Source organism: Agromyces protaetiae (genome assembly GCF_030866785.1).
In the GTDB taxonomy this organism is placed as follows: domain Bacteria; phylum Actinomycetota; class Actinomycetes; order Actinomycetales; family Microbacteriaceae; genus Agromyces; species Agromyces silvae.
Genome location: NZ_CP133018.1, coordinates 3,151,814 through 3,175,468, shown reverse-complemented (window position 1 = coordinate 3,175,468; position 23,655 = coordinate 3,151,814). Strand labels below are relative to the sequence as shown.

Here is a 23,655-nt window from a genome sequence, read left to right as displayed (position 1 = left end):
GGCGGCAGAATGGGAGGGTGGTGGCCACGATCGACCTGAACTGCGACCTCGGCGAGTCGTTCGGCGCATGGCGCTCGGGCGACGACCCGGCGATGTTCGAGCTGGTCTCGAGCGCGAACGTGGCCTGCGGATTCCACGCCGGTGACCCGCTCACGATGCGCGAGAGCGTCGCGCTCGCGATTCGGCACGGGGTGGCGCTCGGCGCACACCCGGGCTACCGCGACCTCGCCGGATTCGGGCGACGCGCGCTCGACGCGAGCCCCGATGAGATCGGCGCTGAGCTGGTCTACCAGCTCGGCGCCCTCGATGCGGCGGCGCGGGTCGCGGGCACGCGTGTGCGGTACGTGAAGGCGCACGGCGCGCTCTATCACCGGCTCGCCGATGACCCGGCCGCGGCGACGGGGTTCGCCGCGGCGATCGCGGCGTACGACGCCGGGCTGTGGGTGCTGGGCGGTGCCGGCTCGGCGATCGCGACCGCGGCGGATGCCTCGGGGCTCGCGTTCGCCCGCGAGGGGTTCGCCGACCGGGGCGTCGGTGCCGACGGCCGACTCATCCCGCGCGGCGAGCCGGGCGCCGTGCTCACCGAACCGGCGGCCGTCACGGCGCGCGCGGTCGAGCTGGCGCGTGGCGGCGACGTCGACTCGATCTGCCTGCACGGCGACACGCCCGGTGCGGCCGTGCTCGCGCGCGCGGTGCGGCGGGCTCTCGAGGATGCCGGCATCGAGATCCGGTCGTTCGCGTGAGTCACGGCGGGCGGTTCGAGCACGGCTCGGCGGGGTTCGATGCGCGGCGTTCGTCGGGCGCTCCGCGACCGACGACTGGGCGTCGCAGCACGGCGGCGGGGCGCGAGGCACTGAGGCGCGGGCGACTCCGACGGTCGTGTGACGAGCGGCGGGGGAGCGCGCAGCCCGAGGCCGTGCCGGCCGGCTGCCGCCGATGGATGACCGCATGAGCGTGCGGATCCTGCCGAGCGGCGAGGCCGCGCTGCTCGTGGACTGCGGCGGCCTCGGCCAGGTGCTCGCGCTGCACGACGCGCTCGCCGCCGCGCCGATCGACGGTCTCGTCGAGCTCGTGCCGGCCGCGCGCACGCTGCTCGTCGCGGTCGACCCGGCCCGGCTGCCACTCGAGACGGCCGCCGCGTGGGTGCGGCGCACCGCGGCGGCGGACGAGGGGAGTGCGGTCGAGCATGCCGCAGGGCCAGCTGCACGCGAGGCGGTGGTCGTTCCCGTCGTCTACGACGGCGCCGACCTCTCGGCGGTCGCGGACCTGCTCGGCCTGACCGTCGACGAGGTCGTCGCCAGGCATGTCGACGCGACCTGGCGGGTCGCGTTCATCGGGTTCGCGCCGGGCTTCGCGTATCTCGTGAGCGACGACTGGGCCTTCGACGTGCCGCGTCTGGCGAGTCCCCGGACGCGCGTGCCCGCGGGCGCCGTCGGGCTCGCCGGGACCTTCAGCGGCGCGTACCCGCGCGAGAGCCCGGGCGGCTGGCAGCTCATCGGCCGTACCGAGGCATCTCTCTGGGACCTCGCAGCCGACCCGCCCGCCCTGCTCACGCCCGGCGCGACGGTCCGCTTCGAGCGGAGCACCCGATGAGCCCCTGTCGTGTGCGCTCGCGCACGCGCACGCGCACCCGCACCCGCACGCCCTCGGAAACGCGCACGCCCTCGGGCACGCGCACGCCCGCCGCCCCGGTCGTCGAGCGGTCGCAGATGGCCGGTCCCCGGGATCCTTACTCGCCATCCGCGACCGTTCGGCAAGGGGGATTGCGGCCCGATCCGCGGGTTCGGTGGGCTGGCGTGTGTGTCGGGTCGGCCGCGCGGCTGGGGCAATCGGCGGGTGTTCCGCGTGCCCACCCGCACGGTGCGACGGTTCGGCGAGTGGAGCTGTGCGCAGGGTGGCCCCGATGACGACGGCGAGGCGTGCGCTGGTCCTCGAACAGGCCGGCGCGCTCGCGCTGATCGAGGACCTCGGGCGGCCCGGGCTCGCGCATCTCGGCGTCGCGGAGTCCGGAGCGCTCGACCGTGGTGCACTGCGGCTCGGCAATCGGCTGGTCGGGAACGCCGACGGCGCCGCGGGGCTCGAGCTCGTGGGCGGCGGCGTTCGCGCGGTGTTCCGCGGCGAGCAGTGGTTCGCCGTCGCCGGCGCCTGGGGGCCGGTGCACCTCGACGGACGGCGGATCGCGCCGTACACCGCTGCGCGCGCTCGAGACGGCGCGGTGCTCGAGCTCGGCGCTCCCGAGCGAGGCATCCGGTACCTGCTCGCGGTCCGCGGAGGCCTCGACGTTCCCGCCGTGCTCGGCTCACGCTCGCGCGACACGCTCGCGGGGCTCGGCCCCGAGCCCGTCACGGCCGGCACGGAGCTCACGATCGGCGCCGAACCCGAGGCATCCGTGCCCGCGCTCGATCAGGAGGCGGCGTTCCCGCCGCCTGCCGGCGCGGCGACCGTCGAGCTTCTCGCCGGTCCGCGCGCCGACTGGGTGACGGATGCCTCGCTCACGACGCTGTTCGACCGGGAGTGGCGGCTGTCGCCCAACTCCGACCGCATCGGCGCGCGGCTCGAAGGCGTGCCGCTCGAGCGCCGCGTCGGCGGCGAGCTGGTGAGCGAGCCGACGGTGCCGGGCGCCATGCAACTGCCGCCGTCGGGGCTGCCGACGATCCTGCTCGCCGACCGGCCGGTCACCGGCGGCTACCCCGTCATCGCCGTGGCGACGCGCAGCTCGCTCGACCGGATCGCACAGCTGCGGCCGGGTCAGGGTGTCCGCTTCCGCCACGCGTGACGCCCACACCACCTGTCTCGTCGCCGCCCGCCGCGCTGTCGCACCGTCGCATCGCCGCATCGCCGCATCGCCGCATCGCCGCGTCGCGGCGTCGCCCATCGCCGCATCGCCGCATCGCCGCGTCCCCACATCCCCACATCCCCACATCGCGTGATGGAAGTCGGAAAGTGGGTTGGAAGTCGCGCCTGCGCGTGGCACTCCACACTTTTCGACTTCCATCGCGTCGCGGTGGGCGGTGGGCGGTGGGCGGTGGGCGGTGGGCGGTGGACGATGCGCGGGCGCGGGCGCGGGCGCGGTGCGCGGTGGGCGGTGGGCGGTACGCGGTGCGCGACGGCGCGGCGAGGTGTGGGCGTGGTCGCGCGGTGCGCAGGTCGGGTCGTCGGCTGCCCAGCGGAGCCCGCGCCGGCCGCCCCCTGCTCAGCGGGAGAGGAAGACCGAGCGGTTCGGGGGCGGGCTGGGCACGGCGGTCGCATCGGTGACGACGCGCGCGCCGGCGACGAACCGTTCGAGCTCTGCGCCCTCGACGAGCTTCGCGGGGGCGGGGTCGGTGGCGAGCCGGCGCGGCATCGTCTCGAACGGCAGCTCGGCCGCCGATGCGAACATGACCACGTTGCCGAACCGGCGGCCCTTGAGCATGGCCGGCGGCGCCGCGATGGCGACGTGCGCGAAGACGTGCGAGAGCGTCGCCGCCTGCGACCGCGCGAACGCGAGCCCTGCGCCGTCGGCGACGTTCACCGCGACGATGCCGTGCGGTGCGAGCCGCGGCACGAGCAATCCGTAGAACTCGGCGCTCGTGACGTGCGCGGGGGTGCGCGCACCCGAGAAGATGTCGACGATCGCGAGGTCGACCGCGCCGTCGAGCCCCGCCGGCAGCTTCGCGAGCACCTCCCGAGCGTCGCCCGTGCGCACCCGGATCTGCGCGCCGCGGGGCAGCGGCAGATGCTCGCGCACGAGTTCGACGAGGTCGGCCTCGAGCTCGACGACCTGCTGCCTGGACCCCGGCCGGGTCGCGGCGACGTACCGGGGCAGCGTGAGCGCGCCGGCACCGAGGTGCAACGCGGTGATCGGGGCACCCTCGGCCGCGACCACGTCGGCCGCGTGCCCGATGCGACGAACGTACTCGAAGCCGAGCCAATCCGGTCGGTCGAGCTCGACATGCGACTGCGGGGTGTCATCGACGTACAGGGTCCACGCGCCGCGCGCCGAGCGTGACTCCTCGAGGCGCGCGAGGTGACCGCTCACGCCGAGGCGACGTTCGAGGTCGGAGGGGTCCTGGCCGGGCATGTCCGCAACGCTACCCCGGCTTAGCAGGACCCCCAGAGCACGACGTCGAGGCGGTCGCGCGTGAGGACTCCGGCGGGATGGGGTCCGGCCGCGGCGAGGCGTCGCTCGAGGTCGGCGGGCAGGCCGCCGGGTGCGACCACGAGGATCGCATTGCCGTCCTCCGCCCCGGCGAGGATGGCCGGCGCGCCCGCGACGAGGAGCTCGGCGGTCGGCGCATTGCGCACGAACGCGCGCGCCTGCGCGCCGAGGCGCGCGAGCCCGGCCGCGTCGGCGACGTTCACCACGACGAGGCCGTCGGGTGCGAGCGCGGCGAGCACATCGGCGGCGAATGCACTCGACGCGACGAACGCGGGTGGGTCGAGCCCGGTGTAGAGGTCGACGATGACGAGGTCGGCGTTCGCGTCCGACCGGTGGGCGACGGCGTCGCGGGCGTCGGCCACGACCAGTTCGAGGTCCGCATCACGGGGGAGCGGAACGCGGGCGAGCACCGCGTCGAGCATCGCGCCGTCGTGCTCCACGACGACCTGGGACGAGCCCGGGCGGGTCGCCTCGACGTAGCGCGGCAGCGAGAGGCCGCCGCCGCCGAGGTGCAGCGCACGGATCGGTGCGCCGGGAATGCGGAAGGCGTCGATGACGTTGCCGATACGACGGACGTACTCGAAGAAGAGCCGGCCCGGTTCGCCGGGGTCGACGTGCGACTGTGACTGGCCGTCGACGAGCAGCGTGAAGCCGTCGCGGGAGAACACGTCGCGCGCGAATTCGAAGGGCCGCATGGCGGCATCGTGCCACGAGTCGGGCGGATTCTCGCGGGTCATCCGTGGATCTTGCCTGAGCGAGCGCCTTTTATACCGGACTCGCAGGAACAAATCAAGAATCCGACTGGACATGGCGCGTCGGTTGACATATAGTTGACCTTTGCGCTCCCAGACCAATCTGCCTTCATATTGCGGTCGGCTATTGCGAGTTTCGGAACCCCTCGGTCCCCGGCATCCGCAACCCGTCTGAGGGGTCCACTCCACCATCGACAGTGAACCGGCCCTGAAGGGCCACGGAGGTCATTTCCTTGGCTGCTGCGCGCAACGCAACCACGCCCAACCCCAAGAACGGACGAGGTGCGAGCCGCCTCTCCTTCGCGAAGGTCACCGACACCCTCACCGTACCCGACCTGCTGGCCCTGCAGACCGAGAGCTTCGACTGGCTCGTCGGCAACGAGGCCTGGCGCGCTCGCGTCGAGGAGGCGGTCGAGGCCGGTCGTACCGACCTGCCCGAGGCCACCGGCCTCGAGGAGATCTTCGAAGAGATCTCCCCGATCGAGGACCTCGGCGAGACCATGCAGCTCTCGTTCACGAACCCTGAGCTCGAGCCGCCGAAGTACACGATCGACGAGTGCAAGGAGAAGGGCAAGACGTTCTCTGCACCGCTGTACGTGAACGCCGAGTTCATGAACCACCTCACGGGTGAGATCAAGACGCAGACCGTCTTCATGGGCGACTTCCCGCTCATGACCCCGAAGGGCACCTTCGTCATCAACGGCACCGAGCGTGTCGTCGTGTCGCAGCTCGTCCGTTCGCCCGGCGTCTACTTCGAGCGCACGCCCGACAAGACGAGCGACAAGGACATCTACTCGGCGCGCGTCATCCCGAGCCGCGGTGCGTGGCTCGAGTTCGAGATCGACAAGCGCGACCAGGTCGGCGTCCGCATCGACCGCAAGCGCAAGCAGTCGGTCACGGTCTTCATGAAGGCCCTCGGCCTCACCTCGGAAGAGATCCTCGAGGAGTTCGCCGGTTACGAGTCGATCGCCCTCACCCTCGAGAAGGACAACATCCTCACGAAGGAAGAGGCGCTCAAGGACATCTACCGGAAGCTCCGCCCGGGCGAGCAGGTCGCCGCCGAGGCCGCGCGCGCGCTCCTCGACAACTTCTACTTCAACCCGAAGCGCTACGACCTCGCCAAGGTCGGCCGGTACAAGATCAACCAGAAGCTCGGCCTCGAGGCCCCGCTGACGGACTCGGTGCTCACGGTGCAAGACATCGTGGCCACGATCAAGTACCTCGTCGCGCTGCACGAGGGCAAGGCGACCCTGCCGGGTCGTCGCGGTGGCGAGAACGTCGAGATCCGTCTCGACGTCGACGACATCGACAACTTCGGCAACCGTCGCATCCGTGCGGTGGGCGAGCTGATCCAGAACCAGGTGCGCACGGGCCTCAGCCGTATGGAGCGCGTCGTCCGCGAGCGCATGACGACGCAGGACATCGAGGCCATCACCCCGCAGACCCTGATCAACGTGCGACCCGTCGTCGCCGCGATCAAGGAGTTCTTCGGCACCTCGCAGCTGTCGCAGTTCATGGACCAGAACAACCCGCTGGCCGGCCTCACGCACAAGCGCCGCCTCTCGGCGCTCGGCCCCGGTGGTCTCTCGCGCGACCGCGCGGGCGTCGAGGTCCGCGACGTGCACCCCTCGCACTACGGCCGCATGTGCCCGATCGAGACGCCGGAAGGCCCGAACATCGGCCTCATCGGCTCCCTCGCGTCGTTCGCGCGGATCAACTCGTTCGGCTTCATCGAGACGCCGTACCGTCGCGTCGAGAACGGCAAGGTCACCGAGCGCATCGACTACCTCACGGCGATGGAGGAGAACGACTTCATCGTCGCTCAGGCCAACGCGCCGCTGAAGGCCGACGGTCACTTCCAGGAGGAGCGCGTCCTCGCCCGCAAGAAGGGCGGCGAGGTCGACCTGTTCCCCGCCGCCGAGATCGGCTACATGGACGTCTCGCCGCGCCAGATGGTGTCGGTGGCGACCTCGCTGATCCCGTTCCTCGAGCACGACGACGCGAACCGCGCCCTCATGGGTGCGAACATGCAGCGTCAGGCGGTGCCGCTGCTGCGCAGCGACTCGCCGTTCGTGGGCACCGGTATGGAGGGCTACGCCGCGGTCGACGCGGGTGACGTGATCACCGCCGACCGGGCCGGTGTCGTCGCCGAGGTCTCGGCCGACGCGGTGACCGTGCAACTCGACGAGGGCGGCACGCAGACCTACTACCTGCGCAAGTTCGACCGCTCGAACCAGGGCACGTCGTACAACAACCGGGTCGTCGTCTCGGCCGGTGAGCGCATCGAGGTCGGCGAGGTCATCGCCGACGGTCCCGCGACCGACAACGGCGAGCTCGCGCTCGGCAAGAACCTGCTCGTGGCGTTCATGCCGTGGGAGGGTCACAACTTCGAGGACGCGATCATCCTCAGCCAGAACCTGGTGAAGGACGACGTCCTCTCCTCGATCCACATCGAGGAGTACGAGGTCGACGCGCGCGACACCAAGCTCGGCAAGGAGGAGATCACGCGTGATCTCCCCAACGTGAGCCCCGACCTGCTGGCCGACCTCGACGAGCGCGGCATCATCCGCATCGGTGCCGAGGTCCGCCCCGGCGACATCCTCGTCGGCAAGGTCACGCCGAAGGGCGAGACCGAGCTGTCGGCGGAGGAGCGTCTGCTCCGCGCGATCTTCAACGAGAAGAGCCGCGAGGTGCGCGACACGTCGCTGAAGGTGCCCCACGGTGAGCAGGGCACGATCATCGGCGTCAAGGTGTTCGACTCGCAGGACGGCGACGACGAGCTCGGCTCGGGCGTCAACCAGCGCGTGGTCGTCTACATCGCCCAGAAGCGCAAGATCACCGAGGGTGACAAGCTCGCCGGTCGTCACGGCAACAAGGGCGTCATCTCGAAGATCCTGCCGGTCGAGGACATGCCGTTCCTCGCCGACGGCACGCCGGTCGACGTGATCCTGAACCCGCTCGGCATCCCCGGCCGCATGAACTTCGGCCAGGTGCTGGAGACCCACCTCGGGTGGGTCGCCAAGCAGGGCTGGAAGGTCGAGGGCAAGCCGTCCTGGGCGAAGCGCCTCCCCGAGGCCGCGCACGAGGCGGCCCCCGGCACCAAGGTCGCGACCCCGGTGTTCGACGGTGCGCTCGAGGAGGAGATCGCGGGTCTGCTCGACTCGACGCTCCCCAACCGCGACGGTGAGCGCCTGATCGACTCGAGCGGCAAGACGCAGCTCTTCGACGGCCGCTCCGGCGAGCCCTTCCCGTACCCGGTCTCGGTCGGCTACATGTACATCCTGAAGCTGCACCACCTCGTGGACGACAAGATCCACGCGCGCAGCACCGGCCCGTACTCGATGATCACCCAGCAGCCGCTGGGTGGGAAGGCGCAGTTCGGCGGCCAGCGCTTCGGTGAGATGGAGGTGTGGGCGCTCGAGGCATACGGTGCCGCGTACGCGCTCCAGGAGCTCCTCACGATCAAGTCCGACGACATCCTCGGCCGCGTCAAGGTGTACGAGGCGATCGTCAAGGGCGAGAACATCCAGGAGCCCGGCATCCCCGAGTCCTTCAAGGTGCTCATGAAAGAGATGCAGTCGCTGTGCCTGAACGTCGAGGTCCTCTCGGCAGACGGCACCGCGGTCTCGCTCCGCGACACCGATGACGAGGCCTTCCGCGCAGCGGAGGAGCTCGGCATCAACATCTCGGCACGCTTCGAATCGTCGAACATCGACGAGATCTAAGCCAGGCACGAAGACGATTCAGGAACCTTCTCAAGGAGAGAAATTGCTCGACGCAACGACATTTGACGAGCTTCGTATCGGCCTGGCCACCGCCGAGGACATCCGTAAGTGGTCCTTCGGTGAGGTCAAGAAGCCCGAGACGATCAACTACCGCACGCTGAAGCCCGAGAAGGACGGGCTCTTCGGCGAGCAGATCTTCGGGCCCTCCCGCGACTGGGAGTGCGCCTGCGGCAAGTACAAGCGGGTCCGCTTCAAGGGCATCGTCTGCGAGCGCTGCGGCGTGGAGGTCACCAAGTCCTCCGTCCGCCGCGAGCGGATGGGGCACATCGAGCTCGCCGCCCCGGTCACGCACATCTGGTACTTCAAGGGTGTGCCGAGCCGTCTCGGCTACCTGCTCGACATGGCGCCGAAAGACCTGGAGAAGGTCATCTACTTCGCCGCCTACATGGTGATCGACGTCGACGACGAGGGTCGTCACGCCGACATGCCCGGCCTTGAGAACGAGCTGCGCCTCGAGATCAAGACCATCGGCGACCAGCGCGACGCGCGCATCGCGACGCTCATGGCGCGCAAGGAGGAGGAGCTCGCCGGTCTCGAGGCCGAGGGCGCCAAGTCCGACCAGAAGAAGCGCGCCGAGGCCGCGGCCGACAAGGAGATGGCCGGCGTCCGCAAGTCCGCCGACGAGCAGATCGCGCACCTCGAGCGTGTGTGGGAGGACTTCCGCACCCTCAAGGTCGGCGACTTGAAGCCCGAGGACTCGGTCTTCCAGGAGCTCCAGGACCGCTTCGGCATGTACTTCGAGGCCTACATGGGCGCCGAGGCGATCAAGCGGCGTCTGCTGTCCTTCGACCTGACGGCCGAGGCGGAAGACCTGCACCTGCAGATCGCCGAGGGCAAGGGTCAGAAGAAGATCCGCGCCATCAAGCGCCTCAAGGTGGTCAACTCCTTCCTGCAGACCGGCCACTCGCCGGCCGCGATGGTGCTCGACGTCGTTCCGGTGATCCCGCCGGAGCTGCGCCCGATGGTCCAGCTCGACGGTGGCCGCTTCGCGACCTCCGACCTGAACGACCTGTACCGCCGCGTCATCAACCGCAACAACCGTCTTCGTCGTCTGCTCGACCTCGGTGCGCCCGAGATCATCGTGAACAACGAGAAGCGGATGCTGCAGGAGGCCGTGGACGCGCTGTTCGACAACGGCCGCCGTGGTCGCCCGGTCACCGGTACCGGCAACCGTGCGCTCAAGTCGCTGTCCGACATGCTGAAGGGCAAGCAGGGCCGGTTCCGTCAGAACCTGCTCGGCAAGCGCGTCGACTACTCGGGCCGTTCGGTCATCGTCGTCGGCCCGCAGCTCAAGCTGCACCAGTGCGGTCTGCCCAAGCAGATGGCGCTCGAGCTGTTCAAGCCGTTCGTCATCAAGCGCCTCATCGACCTGAGCCACGCGCAGAACATCAAGGCCGCCAAGCGCATGGTCGAGCGTTCGCGCCCGCAGGTGTGGGACGTGCTCGAAGAGATCATCCGCGAGCGCCCCGTGCTGCTGAACCGTGCGCCCACGCTGCACCGTCTCGGCATCCAGGCGTTCGAGCCGCAGCTCGTCGAGGGCAAGGCCATCCAGCTCCACCCGCTCGTGTGCGCCGCGTTCAACGCGGACTTCGACGGCGACCAGATGGCGGTGCACCTGCCGCTGTCGGTCGAGGCGCAGGCCGAGGCCCGCATCCTGATGCTGGCGTCGAACAACATCCTGAAGCCGTCCGACGGCCGTCCGGTCACGCTTCCGAGCCAGGACATGATCATCGGTCTGCACCACCTGACGACCGAGAAGGCCGGCGGCGCCGGCGAGGGCCGCGCGTTCTCGTCGATCGCCGAGGCGATCCTCGCGTTCGACCAGAACCGGCCGGGCATGCACATGCTCGACCTCGGCGCGAAGGTGAAGATCCGTCTCGAGGGGCTGCACTTCGCCGAGGGCACTGAGCCCGAGGGCTTCGAGCAGGGCAAGCCGTTCCTGATGGAGACGACCCTCGGTCGCGCGCTCTTCAACGAGGCGCTCCCGGTGGACTACCCGTTCTTCAACGAGCAGGCCGGCAAGGGGCAGATCTCGTCGATCGTCAACGACCTCGCCGAGCGCTACCCGAAGACCGAGGTGGCGGCGACCCTCGACCGGATCAAGGACGCCGGCTTCCGCTGGGCGACCCGTTCCGGCGTGACCGTCGCGCTCTCCGACATCGTGCAGCTCCCGCAGAAGCGCGAGATCGTGTCGAAGTACGAGAAGCAGGCCAGCAAGGTGCAGTCGCAGTTCGAGAAGGGTCTCACGACCGACCTCGAGCGTCGTCAGGAGCTCATCCAGATCTGGACGAAGGCCACCGACGAGGTCGCCAAGGCCATGCAGGAGGAGTTCGCCTCGGCCCCCGAGAACACCATCAACCGCATGGTGACGTCGGGCGCCCGTGGTAACTGGCTGCAGGTGCGCAACATCGCCGGCATGCGAGGCCTGGTGAACAACCCGAAGGGTGAGATCATCCCTCGCCCGATCATCTCGTCGTACCGCGAGGGCCTGTCGGTGGCGGAGTACTTCATCGCCACGCACGGTGCCCGCAAGGGTCTGGCCGACACCGCGCTCCGCACCGCGGACTCGGGCTACCTCACGCGTCGTCTGGTCGACGTCTCGCAGGATGTCATCATCCGCGAGGACGACTGCGGCACGTCGAAGGGCCTCGAGCTCCCGATCGCGACCACGGATGCCTCGGGCGAGCTCGTCCGCGACCCCAACGTCGAGAACTCGGTGTTCGCCCGGTCGCTCGCCGCTGACGCGGTGAACGCCAAGGGCGAGGTCGTCGCCGAGGCGGGTGCCGACGTCGGTGACGTGCTCATCGACAAGCTCGTCGCCGCGGGCGTTGAGACGATCCGCGTGCGCTCCGTGCTCACGTGCGAGTCGGCCGTCGGTGTCTGCGCGGCCTGCTACGGCCGTTCGCTCGCGACCGGCAAGCTGGTCGACCTGGGTGAGGCCGTCGGCATCATCGCGGCGCAGTCGATCGGTGAGCCCGGCACGCAGCTGACGATGCGTACCTTCCACACGGGTGGTTCTGCGTCGGCCGATGACATCACGCAGGGTCTGCCCCGCGTGCAGGAGCTCTTCGAGGCCCGTACCCCGAAGGGTGCGTCGCCGATCGTCGAGGCTCCCGGCCGCATCACGGTCGACGAGACCGAGAAGCAGCGCAAGGTCATCCTGACGCCCGACAACGGCGACGAGCCGATCACGTACAACGTGCTCAAGCGCTCGACGCTGCTCGTCGAGGACGGCCAGCACGTCGAGCTCGGTCAGCAGATCATCGTGGGCGCGATCGACCCCAAGGAGGTCCTCCGGGTCAAGGGCGTGCGCGAGGTGCAGAAGCACCTGGTGAACGGCGTCCAGGACGTGTACCGCTCGCAGGGTGTGCCGATCCACGACAAGCACATCGAGGTCATCGTGCGCCAGATGCTGCGCAAGGTCACCGTCGTCGACCACGGCGACACCGACCTGCTGCCGGGTGAGCTCGTCGACCGTTCGAAGTACAACGGGATCAACCGTGCCGCGCTCACCGAGGGCAAGAAGACGGCATCGGCGCGTCAGGAGGTCATGGGTATCACCAAGGCCTCCCTCGCGACCGAGTCGTGGCTGTCGGCCGCGTCCTTCCAGGAGACGACCCGCGTGCTCACGCAGGCCGCCATGGAGGGCAAGTCGGACCCGCTGGTCGGCCTCAAGGAGAACGTGATCATCGGAAAGCTGATCCCCGCGGGCACCGGGCTCCAGAAGTACCGGAACGTCACGGTCGAGGCCACGGAGGAGGCGAAGGCGGAGCGCTACCCGAACCGCATCTTCTCCGACGATGCCGCGTTCAACGAGGGCGACCTGAGCTTCGTCGACTTCGACGCGTTCTCGAGCGACGACTTCACGCCCGGCAACTACAGCTGAGTGTGGTCGTGCCAGTCTGAGCCTGGCTGAAACGGCGCCCCGGAGCATCCGCTCCGGGGCGCCGTTTCGCATGTGCGCGCGACCTGGGTGGGCGGCGTGGCGAAGCGCCGGGGGAGGTCCCCGGATGGGCCGTCGCGCGTTGCTACAGTGAGCGCATTCGCGGGTGCGTAGGTCGCGCCCCGAGAGGAGCGCGATCATGAGCAACACCGGCGACGGACGGGACGACGAGCACCGCGAGACCGCGGCGGACGCGGCGGACGCGGCGGTCGAGACGCCGGGCGAGCGGGTGGCGCCGGGTGCGGATGCCTCGCCGGCGGCCGAGCCGGTGGCGGATGCCTCGCCGGCGGCGCGCACCGACCAGCCCGCCGCACGGGAGGGCGACACCGCCGTCTTCGACTCGGGTCTCATCGAGCCGGCGGACGACCGGCCGGCCGACGCTGCCACAGGCACGTCGGCGAACGCGCAGCCCGCGACCACGACGCCGCCCGCTGCACCCGGTCCGGTCGAACCCGGCGACACGGCCGTGGTCGACCCGGTGGTCGCGCCGAGCCGGCAGGCTCCCGACTCCGTCGAGCCCGCGGTCGGCGCTGGCCGGTCCGTGCCGGACGCCGACGACGACGTGCCGCCGTATGTCCCGGGCGAGCCGTATGCCTCTTCCGCTGAGCGCCCGGCCGGTGGTGTCGCGGCTGCGTCCACGGCGGACCCGGGTGCTCCCGTCGAGGAGCAGCCCGAGGACTCGCAGTCGCGGCTCGACGCGGCGGTGCAGCGTGCGAACGCTGTGGCATCCGATCGCGAGACCGATGACACCCCCTCGCCCGTCGCCGCCGACACCGTGCGCCGGGAGACCTATGTGCCGCCCGCCGCAGTCGGCGCGTCAGCCGGTGCGGCGACTCTCGCACCCGAGGCGCACACGCCGCAGACCGTCTACGTGCAGGCACCGACCCCGCCGAAGGCCAAGAGCAATCGCGGCTTCGGCGTGCTGGTGGCCCTCATCGGCACCGCGGTGTTCGCCGCGCTGTATGCGGCCGTGGCCTACGTGCTCTTCCTCGGCCAGACCGGCGGCGACGCCACCGAGCTGTTCCTGCAGTTCCTGACCCGCCCGATCTACTGGGTGCCCGTCATCGCGACGTTCGTGGGCTTCGCGCTGCTCGTCGTGATCGTGAACCGCGGCGCCTGGTGGATGTACGCCGTGTTCGGGTTGCTGGTCGGCGTCCTCGTGTACTTCTCGTACATCGGGGCAGCGTTGCTCACTGTGAACGCCTGGGAGCTCACCCAGCAGCAGGCGATCGACTTCGTCAACAGCCGCTGGCTCGACCCGTTCGCGATCGTCGCGGGGGTCATCGCGCGCGAGGTGCCGATCTGGTTCGGCGGCTGGATCGCGAAGCGCGGTCGCGGCGTCGCCGAACGCAACCGGCTCGCCATGGAGGCGTACGACCGCGAGCTCGCCGCGGGCCCGCGCCCCGTCGCCCGCTGACCTGCGTCGCCCGCTGCGCGTCGTCCGCTGCGAGTCGGCGGGCTGCGCGTCGTCCGCTGCGAGTCGTCGGGAGAATCCTGCGACACGCCGATCCCCGCCGGCGATCGACGGCGTGTCGGCGCATCCTCCCGACGACTCGCCACGCGTCGCGGGTCGGCCGGGGTTTAGGGGCAGGGGAGGGCGGCGGCGGCCGCGTCGAGGTCCGGGGCCACGCCCCACTCCGCGAACGCGAACGAACCGTCGCCCGAGGCATCCGCCGCCGTGAACGCCCGCGGCAGTGGCGCGCCGAAGCGCTCGACCGCGAGCACCCCGAGCGGTGAGCCCTCGGTGCCGACGACCACCTCGAGCGTGTCGCCCTCGCCGTCGGGCGGGGCGACCCCGAGCTCGACGTGGGCGAGCAGGTCCTCGACGAGCGCTGCGGGCGAGAACAGCGGCGACCAGCGTTCGAGCGTCGGATCGTTTCCGACGGTGCAGGTGACCACCTCGGCGAGCTCGGGTGCACCGACCGTCGCGGCGAACGCGGCATTGCCGCGCACGCGGGTGGTGCCGTCGTCGACCACGACGGTGAGCTGCTGATCGCCCGCCGCGACGCCGGCGGTGAAGGCGTCGGCGCGGCCGTGGAAGTCGACGGTCACGGTGCGGCCGCGTACTGGCTCGCTCTCGGGGTCGGGCTGGACGAGCTCGGTGAACGAGCCGGTGATGCGCACCGGCCCACCCGCACGCACGGCGTCGAGGATCTCGCGCTCGGCGGCGTCGCCGCCGAGCAGCCACAGACCGTTGCCGTCGGCACCGTCGAACTGCTCGAGGTCGATGCCGGGCGGCGCCGAGGGCGCGGGGGGCGGACTCGAGCAGCCGGCCAGCGCGACCGCGCTCAGCGCCGCGAGTGCGATGCCCAGACCGCGTACCGGCCGAACCGTCGCGGGGCCGATCATGAGGTGGCCGCGTCGGCGACGCACACGCCGCCCGCGCGCTGACCCTCGAGCGAGGCGGCGTCGAGGGTGACGGCTGCCTCGACGTTCGCCGGCCGCACCACGAAGCACGTGGCGTCGTCGTAGAACCCCGTCGCGCTCGGCACCCATGCCTCGGTGCCGCGCACGAGCTGGGTGAGGTCGGTGGCCGAGCCGTCGGCGGCGACGGCGTAGAGCGCGTATGCGGCGTCGGGGCCGTCCCAATCGAGATGGGCGTTGCCGCGTTCGATCGCCAGCGACAACCCGCCGACGCGGACCGAGTCGTCGTTGATGGTCGTGATGATCCACCAGGTCAGCGCTGCGGCGAGGGCGAGCACGGTCGTGATCATGGACACGAGGAAGGCGGGGTGCCGCCACCACGGGCGCTCGCGCTGCGGCGCCTCGGCGAGCTCTGGCAGTACGGATGCCCCCGCGCCGAGCGCGCGCCCGCCCGCGTGGGCGCCGAGCGACGGCTGACCCGGGGCGCGGCCGACGAGCGTCTGCGGAATGCGCCCGGCCGCGGCAGGCGGCACGGTGGGCGGCGCGGCGCCGTCGGTCATCGCTGGTCCCTTCCCATGGTTGCCTGGCCTGTGCACGTATGCCTGATCGTTCACGTTCGACTGGCCGGTCACCGTCGACTGGCCGGTCGGCGTCGACCGGGCAGATCGACCGCGTACCATGCTATATCGGTGGGTCCGGGCGGATTCGCGACGAGGGTGGGGGCACGGTGGCAGGACTGGTCCGGCGCGCGGCGACGGCCGCATTCGCCGTGCTCGCCATGCTCGCCCCGCTCGGTGCGGCGCCCTCGAGCGCCGTCGCCGAGGCGATGCCGCAGCCCGCGAGCCCCGCCGACGTCGAGATCCCGTACCTCGGTGAGGCGTCGATCGAGCCGGCACCGCCGTGGCGCATCGCCGACTGCGCGGCGGTCGCAGCGGCCAGCCCGCTCGTCACGGGCTGCGACCCGACCCGCATCACGCTCGCCGCGCCCGAGTACGACCCCGATGCGGATGTGGTCGTGATCCAGGTGGCGCTGACCAACGACGCGGTGTCGACCACCGTCGGCTACCGGGTGCGGCTTGCAGGCCCCGAGATCCCGGTTGTTCGACCCGCCGCGGCCGTCTGGCCCGTGGCGGCGGGAAGCCTGCTGCGCATGCCGGTCTCCGAGCTCGGACTCGAGTGCGTCGTGTGCGCCGGTGGCGGCCGGCTCGAGGCGCTCGGCGTCGATCCGGCCGCCGCCGGCTCGGTGTGGGCCACGCCCACCCACCTGGTCTTCCGCGCATCGGCGGGATACTCCGGGCCCGCCGAGATCGGATTCCGGTTCGCCGACGACTACGGATCGTGGTCGGCGGGGGCGACGGTGCACACGGCGGTCTACCGGTCCACCGTCGCGCCGCTCGTGACGATCGACCTCGTTGCGGCGGCCACCGCCGACGGGACGGCCGTCGTCGACCTCAGCGACCTCGTCACCTCGCTCGCCGGCGACGACGTCGTGCTCGTCGGGTGCGGCGCCGCGGTGCACGGCCGGGTGTCGTGCGACGACGAGGCCGCGAGCTACAGCGGGCCGTCGGGCGTCGTCGACCAGTTCTCGGTGCAGTTCGCCGCGGGCGGGGAACAAGCGACCGCCTCGGTGACACTCATACCCGAGGACGCCGACGGCCCGCGCGCCGTCGGCCCGGCCGCGACCGCGCCGCCGTCCGGCCAGGACGAGGGCATCGTCACCTGGTTCGTGCCGCCGGTGCCGGCCGAGCACCACGAGGCATCCGGTATCTTCACCCCCCTGATCGCGACGCTCGACCGAGTGGGGGCACGATGACGTTCCACGAGAGGCAGGACACATGAGCCTTCGACTCACGCTCGACGACGTCGCAGAGGGCCCGCGGGGGTCATGGCTGCTCGACACCGACGAGGCCACCACGGTCGGCGAGGTCGCCGACGCGCTCGGCGTCGAGGCCGCAGCGCTCGACGCCGCGCCGCCGGAGGCGCCACTCGCCGAGAGCGCCCTGCGCTCGGGGTCGGCCGTTCCCGCGCGCACGACCGGCGATCTCGCGCCGGGCACGCTCCGTCTCGAGCTCGTCGGCGGGCCGTTCGCCGGTGAATCGTTCCCGGTCGGCCGCGGCGTGGCGGTCGGCATCGGCAGCGGGGGATCCGCGACGCTCACCATCGCCGACCCGGCGCTGGCCGCCGTCCACGCGACCGTGACCATCGCAGACGCGGTCGCGGCCGAAGGCCGCATCGCGCCGCTCACCGCGACCGTCGCGCCCGTCGAGGGCGCCGAGGTGTGGGTGAACGGCGAACTCGTCGACGGCACCGCGACGATCGTGCCGGCCGACCTCGTGCAGCTCGGATCGAACGTGCTCAGGCTCGGTATCGCGCCCGCGACCGACGCCGACCTCACCGCCGACGCCTTCGGCGACCGCGGGTTCAACCGCCCGTCGCGCATCCGGCCCGCGGCCGAGCAGCCGGTCGTCGCGCTCCCCGGGGACAAGCCGCAGGACCCCGACGAGTCGCCCATGCCGTGGCTCTCGGCGATCATCCCGGTCGTGCTCGGTGTGACGATGGCCGTGGTCTTCGGCCGCGCCATCATGCTGCTCATGGCCGCGGCGAGCCCCATCATGGTGATCGGCTCGTTCCTCACGAACCGCCGCCTCGCGAAGAAGAAGGGCGTGAAGACCGAGCAGGAATGGATCGACGACGTGCACGCGGCCGAGCGCCGCATCGTCGAGCTCGCGAAGCTGCAGCGGCTGGAGACCTGGTTCCGGCTGCCCGATCCGGTCGTCATCGCCGACATCGCCATCCGGCCGCTCAGCCGGCTCTGGGAGCGTCGCCGCGCCGATGCGGACGCCATGGCGGTGCGGGTCGGCGTCGCCGAGGTCGCGCTCGACGTCCGGTTCGAAGGCGGCGGCAAGGACCGCACCTCGCCGCGCCGCGTCGGCGTCGCGCCGGCTCCGGTCGCGCCCGATCTGCGCGCCGGCGCGCTCGGCATCGCCGGGCCCGACGACGCGGCGCGAAGCGTCGCCCGCAGCATCGTCGCCGGCTTCGCCACCCTGCGCTCGCCGCGCGACGCCGAACTCGTGATCATCTGCCCCGACGACGCCGAGGGGGAGTGGAGCTGGGCGGCCTGGCTGCCGCACGCCCAGGCCCTCGCCGGCACGCCGGCGACGATCGGCAACACCGACGACACCCGGCGCGAGCGCCTTCGTGAGCTCGGCGTCACCCTCGAGCACCGCATCCGCGTCGCGGGGCATCGCGGCGCCGAGCCGCCGAGCGACATCCTCGTCGTGGTCGACGGTGCGCGCGAGTACCGGATGCTGCCGGGCATGGTGCCGCTGCTCGAGCACGGCGCCGCGCACGGCATCCATCTCGTGGCGCTCGACCGGGATCGCTCACGCTTGCCCGAGGAGGCGAAGAGCGTCGTCGTGATCGACCCGGCCGACCCGGCGGTCGCACGGGTCGAGACCGGCACCGACTACCACCCCGTGGTGCTCCTCGACGGCATGTCCGTGCCGCGCTGCGACGAGATCGCGCGGAGCCTCTGCTCGATCAAGCACGTCAGCGGCGTCGGCGACGACGCGATGCTGCCGACCGCGGTGCGCTACGCCGACCTCATGAAGCTCGACCTCGACGACCCGGAGCCGATCGTGCGCCGCTGGTCGACGCAGCCGCGCAACACGTTCGTGATCGTCGGAGCCACGGGCGAGGGCGAGTTCGCGATCGACATCAGCCGTGACGGGCCGCACGCCCTCGTCGCGGGCACGACGGGCTCGGGCAAGTCCGAGTTCCTGCAGGCGCTCGTGATCAGTCTCGCGATGGCGAACCGTCCCGACGCGCTGAACTTCGTGCTCGTCGACTACAAGGGCGGGTCGGCCTTCGCCGACTGCGAGCGGCTGCCGCACACCGTCGGCATGGTCACGAACCTCGACGCGCGCGAGACCGAGCGCGCCCTCGCCTCGCTCGACGCCGAGCTGAAGCGCCGTGAGCGGGTGCTCCGCGACATGAACGCCAAAGACGTGGATTCGGCGTGGGCGAAGGACGCAGACACCGCCGCGCGGCGCGGCCTCGCCCGGCTCATGATCGTGATCGACGAGTTCGCCGAGCTGCGCACCGAGCTGCCCGAGTTCATCGACGGTCTCGTGCGCATCGCGCGCGTCGGCCGCTCGCTCGGCGTGAACCTCGTGCTGGCCACCCAGCGGCCGGCCGGTGTCGTGACGCCCGAGATGCAGTCCAACATCAACCTCCGGGTCGCGCTGCGGGTCACCGACCGGACCGACTCGTCCGACATCCTCGGCTCGGGCGAGGCCGCGCTCATCAGCCCGTCGACGCCCGGTCGCGGCTACGTGCGCACGGGCCCCTCGGCGGCGCCCGTCGCGTTCCAGACGGCGCGCGTCGCCGGCATCCGGCCGGGCGTGCAGCGGTCCGTGCGGGTGCTGCCGCGGAAGGCCGAGCTCACCTGGGACGGGCTCGGGTACCCGCTGAAGTACCCGAAGGCTGCCGCCTCGTCTTCATCGCAGCACACCGACCACGACGACACCGACCTGCGTGCGCTCGTGAACCTGATCACGGCGGCGACGCAGCAGCTCGGGATCCCGAAGAACCCGTCGCCGTGGTTGCTGCCGCTGCCGACCGTGCTGCCGTTGGAGAAGTTCCAGGATCAGCCGGTGCCGGACCAGGCGATCGTGCTGGGGCTCGAGGACGTCCCGGGCGAGCAGTCGCAACGCAGCCTCACCTGGGAGCTGCCCTCGGGCTCGCACCTGCTCTTCATCGGCGGGTCGATGTCGGGGCGCACGACTGCCCTGCGCACCGTGCTCGCGCAGCTGGTGCAGGTGTACTCCCCGGCGGACCTGCACGTCTACGTGCTCGACTTCGGCAACGGCGCCCTGCTCCCGTTGGTCGACGCGCCGCACACGGGCGCGGTCGTCACCCAGCTCGACGCCGACCGGTTGCCGCGCCTCGTGCAGCGGCTGCTCGAGGAGCTCGCGCGGCGCCAGGCGGTGCTCTCCGCGGCGGGCGTCGGTCACATCTCGGAACAGCGGGCGCAGGTCGCCGAGGCCGACCGGCTGCCGTACGCGATCGTCACGGTCGACGGCTGGGAGCGCATGCTGTCGACCATGAACGCCGACCAGCTCGTGACGTTCCGGGACCAGTTCATGCGGGTGCTCCGAGAGGGACCGGCCGTGGGTGTCCGGGTGCTGCTCACGGGCGACCGCGGCATCTCGGGCGACAAGATCACCTCGTTCATCGACGAGCAGTACGTGCTGCCGTTGCGCGATCTCTCCGACTACCGCACGGCGGGCATCCTCGCCAAGGACGTGCCCACCGACCTGCCGCCCGGCCGCGTGCTGTTCGGCGCCGCCGGCACCGAGGCGCAACTGGCGGTCCTCGTGCGCGACACCAGCGGCGAGGCGCAGACCGCGGCACTCCGTCGCATCGTCGAGCAGGTGCGCGACCACTTCGACCAGTTCGCGCAGCTCGAGGAGCTGCCGCGGCCGTTCCGTGTCGACCCGCTGCCCGGCCACTTCGCCCTCACCGCGTCGTACGAGCTCCCGCTCGGCGAGGCCGGCGCGCCGGAAGGGCCCGTCGTCGCCGTGGGCGGCGACCTGCTCTCGCGGTTCACGATCGACTGGCCGGCCGACGGCGGCTTCGTCGTGACCGGTGGACGCAAGTCGGGTCGTTCGTCGGCGCTCGCCGCGATCGTGCACCAGCTGGCCTGGCGCAAGACGCCGCTCGTGGTCGTCTCGCCGCGCGAGTCGATCCTGACCGAGGTCGCCGCGGGGCACGGGGTCCCGGTCATCACCGCGGGCGACACCGCGCCGCCCGACCTGGAGCGGGTGCTCGACGGGGTGGGCGAGTTCGTCACCGTCGTGGTCGATGACGCCGAAGTGTTCAAGAACGCGCCGATCGAGCATGCCCTGACCGGCGTGAAGCATCGCGTGGCGTTCATCGTGTCGGCCGACTCCGAGTCGCTGTCGACGCTGTTCGGCGGTCCGGTCGTCGAGGCGAAGCGCGCGCGACGCGCGCTCGTGCTCCGGCCCGAGTCGTCGATCATGGGCACGCAGGCGGTGGGCACGCCGATCCCGAAGTTCCTGCTCGGGCGCGGGACGCCGGGCTCCGCGGTGCTGACGACCTCGTCGGGCTGGCTTCCCGTGCGCGTACCCGACATCCGGCAGTGATCGCGTCGCGAGTCGTCGGCACGATCGACCGACGCGCCGCGTTCGGACGTCGGTGCGCGGCGTGTCGTCCAGGAGTCCCGACGACTCGTCGCGCCGCACGCGGAGGCGTGCCTCCGCGACGCGATTAGACTGGCCCGGCGCTCACTCACGCGAACACTCCTCCTGAAGGGACCTCTCTGTGGCTTCTGCCCGTTGCGTCTACTGCGATGCCACGCTGCAGCCGAACAGCATGTACTGCGTCGAGTGCGGTCAACTCATCCCGCAGCAACCGCTGCGGCCGCCGGTGCCCGCGCAGTTCGCGCGGCCCCGCGAACAGGCTGCGGCACCGCGAACGGATGCTCCGCCGGCGGCCCGCCCGGCCTCGGTCGAGCCCGTGCCGCTGCCGCGCACGCTGCCCTGGCAGCAGCAGGCCGCGCGGGAGGCGGCTCCCGCCCCGGTCGCGACGCAGACCGCCGCACCGATCGAGCGCGTCGAGCTGGCGTTCTCGACCGGGCAGCGTGTGGTCGTCACCGGGGCCGCCGTCATCGGCCGGAAGCCCGCAGACACCGCCCTCGCCATGGGCGTTCGCGCCGTCGAGGTCGAGGACGACACCCGGTCGGTCTCGCGCGTGCACCTCTTCCTCGAGGTGGCTGACGGGGTCGTGCTCATCGGCGACGCGGGCTCGGCGAACGGGTCGCGGCTCGAACGGGGCGGCGCAGTGACGCCGCTCGAGGCGGCGGGAACGCGGGTCCCTGCGGCCGTCGGCGACACCGTCTGGTTGGGCGACCTGAGCTTCGAGCTGCGCTCCGCCTGAGCGGATGCCTCGGCGCTCCGCCTGAGCGGATGCCTCGGCGCTCCGGCTGAGCGGATGCCTCGGCGCTCCGCCTGAGCGGATGCCTCGGCGCTCCGCCTGAGCGGATGCCTCGGCGCTCCGCGCCACTTCGCCGCGCTCTGCGCCATCTTGGCTGGCGCACAGGCGCCGGAAGTGGCGCGACGGCGGCCCGTCTGGCATTACCAGATCCAGACGGGGAGTTCTCCCCATCGGCCCCGCGCGGGGAAGCCGGTAACGTGTGAGCTATCCGGAGGGCAGTCCCTACTTCCCTTCCAACCGGCATCCATCTCTGGAGGAAACCATGGCGGAGATCCGCGTCACATCCGACTCGCTCGCCGGCGTCGCCGGGCAGCTCTCGAGCGGCTCGCAGTCGATCGAATCGCAGCTGTCCAACCTCAAGTCGCTGGTCGAGGGGCTTATCTCGGGCGACTGGCAGGGCAGCGCGTCGATGAGCTTCAACGAGCTCTACTCGCAGTGGGACCAGGCTGGTCTCCAGCTCAAGGAGTCGCTGCAGGGCATCTCCGACCTGCTCAACCAGGCCGCGCTCTCGTACGAAGACAGCGAGAACGCGATCGCCGGCACGTTCAACGGCTGACGTTCCAGCTGGATCGGCACGGCCGGCGGCGCATGGTCGCCGGCCTCGGTGAGAAGGGGAGCTCGTGGTCTCATTCAGAGTCCGCGCCGCCGCGCTGAGCGAGGTCTCGGCGCTGCTCGGCACGGTGCTGTCGACGTTCGACACGAACCTGTCGACGGTGGACGCACAGGTCAAGGGCACGGTCGACGTGACCTGGCGTGGGGAGGACGCGGAGAGCTTCGCCGAAGGCTGGGCGACGTTCATGTCGACCGCGGGCTTCGTGCGACAGTCGCTCGCATCGCTCCAGGCCGGGCTGATCGCGGCCGACGGCTCCTACACCACGAACGAGTCGAGCACGCAGCGTTCGTTCACGGGGCGCGTGCAGTCGGTCGCCGCGATCAAGGCGACGTCCGGCTCACTCGGCGCGAAGGTGGACCGCGGTGAGGAACGAGCCGACGACATCGCCGAGTTCTTCGGTCGTGACGAGGCGGGCGGCGGCAGCGCCGCGTTCCTCGGCGGCGCGCTCGGCCGGCCGTCGGCCGGCCAGCAGTCGAAGGGCCCCGCCGACGGTGACGATGCCGACGCCGAGGCCGAGGGCGCCGAGGGCGCCGACAGCACGGAGGCCTCCGACGGCTCCGACAGCTCCGACGGCGCCGGCGGCGAGTCGGGAGCGGCACCGACCGCCGACGGCGTGCCGACGTTCGAGGCCCAGCCGGCCGTGATCAGCAGGGAGGTGTGACATGGCCGAACAGCAGGCCGACACCGCCGACCTCAAGGCCCTTGCCGACATGCTGGGCGAGCTGGTCACGTACTGCTCAGCGCTCAAGCAGGGCGCGAGCGGCTTCGCCTACATGCTCCCCGCCGAGTGGCAGGGACCCGCGATGGCGAACTTCCTGAGCATGTTCGAGAAGTGGCAGCTCGGCGCCGAGGCGATGACGCAGGCCGCCGAAGCGCTGCAAGACCAGGTCGAGGGTGCGCACCAGGCGTACACCGAGACGATCGAGTCGCTCGACACGGCGTGGTCCGATCTGCAGCGCGGCCTCAGCGCGTAACGCGCACCGCTTCGCCTCGCACACCTCGCCCCGCTTCACCCCAGCTTTCCGACACGACCCTCCGGGAGA

16 protein-coding genes are annotated in these 23,655 nt (G+C 71.3%); 12 read left to right on the top strand and 4 right to left on the bottom strand.

Annotated elements, in window-relative coordinates:
- The first annotated feature begins 17 nt into the window (after positions 1–17).
- From QU602_RS14545 to QU602_RS14535, 3 genes are all read left to right on the top strand, one after another.
- Positions 18–743 carry a LamB/YcsF family protein gene (locus QU602_RS14545; protein ID WP_308797176.1) on the top strand — a complete coding sequence of 242 codons (726 nt, stop codon included), beginning with the start codon at positions 18–20 and terminating at the stop codon, positions 741–743.
- Between the two features lie 205 nt (positions 744–948).
- Entirely contained in the window at positions 949–1,593 is a 645-nt protein-coding gene (locus tag QU602_RS14540; protein WP_308797175.1) for a 5-oxoprolinase subunit B family protein, read from the top strand.
- Between the two features lie 310 nt (positions 1,594–1,903).
- Positions 1,904–2,776, top strand: a complete 873-nt coding sequence (locus QU602_RS14535) for a 5-oxoprolinase subunit C family protein (protein ID WP_308797174.1) — start codon at positions 1,904–1,906, stop codon at positions 2,774–2,776.
- A 417-nt stretch (positions 2,777–3,193) separates the two neighbouring features.
- Here QU602_RS14535 and QU602_RS14530 read toward each other — a convergent pair whose 3' ends face one another.
- Positions 3,194–4,060 carry a spermidine synthase gene (locus QU602_RS14530; protein WP_308797173.1) on the bottom strand — a complete coding sequence of 289 codons (867 nt, stop codon included), beginning with the start codon at positions 4,058–4,060 and terminating at the stop codon, positions 3,194–3,196.
- A gap of 20 nt (positions 4,061–4,080) precedes the next feature.
- Positions 4,081–4,833: a spermidine synthase gene (locus QU602_RS14525; protein WP_308797172.1), complete on the bottom strand. Its 753-nt coding sequence runs from the start codon at positions 4,831–4,833 to the stop codon at positions 4,081–4,083.
- 290 nt (positions 4,834–5,123) lie between these two features.
- On the opposite strand from QU602_RS14525, the gene rpoB reads away from it, so the two are divergent.
- The 3 genes from rpoB (at position 5,124) to QU602_RS14510 (ending at position 14,035) form a co-directional block, all read left to right on the top strand.
- Complete coding sequence (gene rpoB, locus QU602_RS14520; protein WP_308797171.1) at positions 5,124–8,615, top strand: DNA-directed RNA polymerase subunit beta; 3,492 nt, start codon at positions 5,124–5,126, stop codon at positions 8,613–8,615.
- Positions 8,616–8,658: 43 nt separating this feature from the next.
- Entirely contained in the window at positions 8,659–12,561 is a 3,903-nt protein-coding gene (rpoC, locus tag QU602_RS14515) for a DNA-directed RNA polymerase subunit beta' (RefSeq protein ID WP_308797170.1), read from the top strand.
- Between the two features lie 196 nt (positions 12,562–12,757).
- A complete protein-coding gene (locus tag QU602_RS14510) occupies positions 12,758–14,035 on the top strand; it encodes a hypothetical protein (RefSeq protein ID WP_308797169.1) in 1,278 nt (425 codons plus the stop codon).
- Between the two features lie 164 nt (positions 14,036–14,199).
- Here QU602_RS14510 and QU602_RS14505 read toward each other — a convergent pair whose 3' ends face one another.
- Together QU602_RS14505 and QU602_RS14500 are read right to left on the bottom strand one after the other, a co-directional pair.
- On the bottom strand, positions 14,200–14,967 hold the full coding sequence (locus tag QU602_RS14505) for a hypothetical protein (RefSeq protein WP_308797168.1): 768 nt from the start codon (positions 14,965–14,967) through the stop codon (positions 14,200–14,202).
- On the bottom strand, positions 14,964–15,542 hold the full coding sequence (locus QU602_RS14500; RefSeq protein ID WP_308797167.1) for a hypothetical protein: 579 nt from the start codon (positions 15,540–15,542) through the stop codon (positions 14,964–14,966). Before QU602_RS14500 ends, QU602_RS14505 begins: the two co-directional genes overlap by 4 nt.
- A gap of 167 nt (positions 15,543–15,709) precedes the next feature.
- Here QU602_RS14500 and QU602_RS14495 point away from each other — a divergent pair, with 167 nt between their 5' ends.
- From QU602_RS14495 to QU602_RS14470, 6 genes are all read left to right on the top strand, one after another.
- Positions 15,710–16,795 (top strand): hypothetical protein, encoded by a 1,086-nt coding sequence (locus QU602_RS14495; protein WP_308797166.1) that lies wholly within the window; start codon positions 15,710–15,712, stop codon positions 16,793–16,795.
- Between the two features lie 22 nt (positions 16,796–16,817).
- Positions 16,818–21,149 carry an FtsK/SpoIIIE domain-containing protein gene (locus QU602_RS14490; protein WP_308797165.1) on the top strand — a complete coding sequence of 1,444 codons (4,332 nt, stop codon included), beginning with the start codon at positions 16,818–16,820 and terminating at the stop codon, positions 21,147–21,149.
- A 178-nt stretch (positions 21,150–21,327) separates the two neighbouring features.
- On the top strand, positions 21,328–21,942 hold the full coding sequence (locus QU602_RS14485; protein ID WP_308797164.1) for an FHA domain-containing protein: 615 nt from the start codon (positions 21,328–21,330) through the stop codon (positions 21,940–21,942).
- A gap of 319 nt (positions 21,943–22,261) precedes the next feature.
- Positions 22,262–22,555, top strand: coding sequence for a WXG100 family type VII secretion target (locus tag QU602_RS14480; RefSeq protein ID WP_308797163.1), 294 nt, complete (start codon positions 22,262–22,264; stop codon positions 22,553–22,555).
- A 64-nt stretch (positions 22,556–22,619) separates the two neighbouring features.
- Positions 22,620–23,273 (top strand): WXG100 family type VII secretion target, encoded by a 654-nt coding sequence (locus QU602_RS14475; protein WP_308797162.1) that lies wholly within the window; start codon positions 22,620–22,622, stop codon positions 23,271–23,273.
- A gap of 1 nt (position 23,274) precedes the next feature.
- Positions 23,275–23,586, top strand: coding sequence for a WXG100 family type VII secretion target (locus tag QU602_RS14470; protein WP_308797161.1), 312 nt, complete (start codon positions 23,275–23,277; stop codon positions 23,584–23,586).
- Positions 23,587–23,655 lie beyond the last annotated feature (69 nt).

Coding starts and splice junctions, on each gene's coding strand:
- QU602_RS14510 (WP_308797169.1), top strand. CDS start 12,758: ATGAGCAACACCGGCGACGGACGGGACGACGAGCACCGCGAGACCGCG.
- QU602_RS14470 (WP_308797161.1), top strand. CDS start 23,275: ATGGCCGAACAGCAGGCCGACACCGCCGACCTCAAGGCCCTTGCCGAC.
- QU602_RS14540 (WP_308797175.1), top strand. CDS start 949: ATGAGCGTGCGGATCCTGCCGAGCGGCGAGGCCGCGCTGCTCGTGGAC.
- QU602_RS14525 (WP_308797172.1), bottom strand. CDS start 4,833: ATGCGGCCCTTCGAATTCGCGCGCGACGTGTTCTCCCGCGACGGCTTC.
- QU602_RS14535 (WP_308797174.1), top strand. CDS start 1,904: ATGACGACGGCGAGGCGTGCGCTGGTCCTCGAACAGGCCGGCGCGCTC.
- QU602_RS14505 (WP_308797168.1), bottom strand. CDS start 14,967: ATGATCGGCCCCGCGACGGTTCGGCCGGTACGCGGTCTGGGCATCGCA.
- QU602_RS14500 (WP_308797167.1), bottom strand. CDS start 15,542: ATGACCGACGGCGCCGCGCCGCCCACCGTGCCGCCTGCCGCGGCCGGG.
- QU602_RS14530 (WP_308797173.1), bottom strand. CDS start 4,060: ATGCCCGGCCAGGACCCCTCCGACCTCGAACGTCGCCTCGGCGTGAGC.
- QU602_RS14490 (WP_308797165.1), top strand. CDS start 16,818: ATGAGCCTTCGACTCACGCTCGACGACGTCGCAGAGGGCCCGCGGGGG.
- QU602_RS14480 (WP_308797163.1), top strand. CDS start 22,262: ATGGCGGAGATCCGCGTCACATCCGACTCGCTCGCCGGCGTCGCCGGG.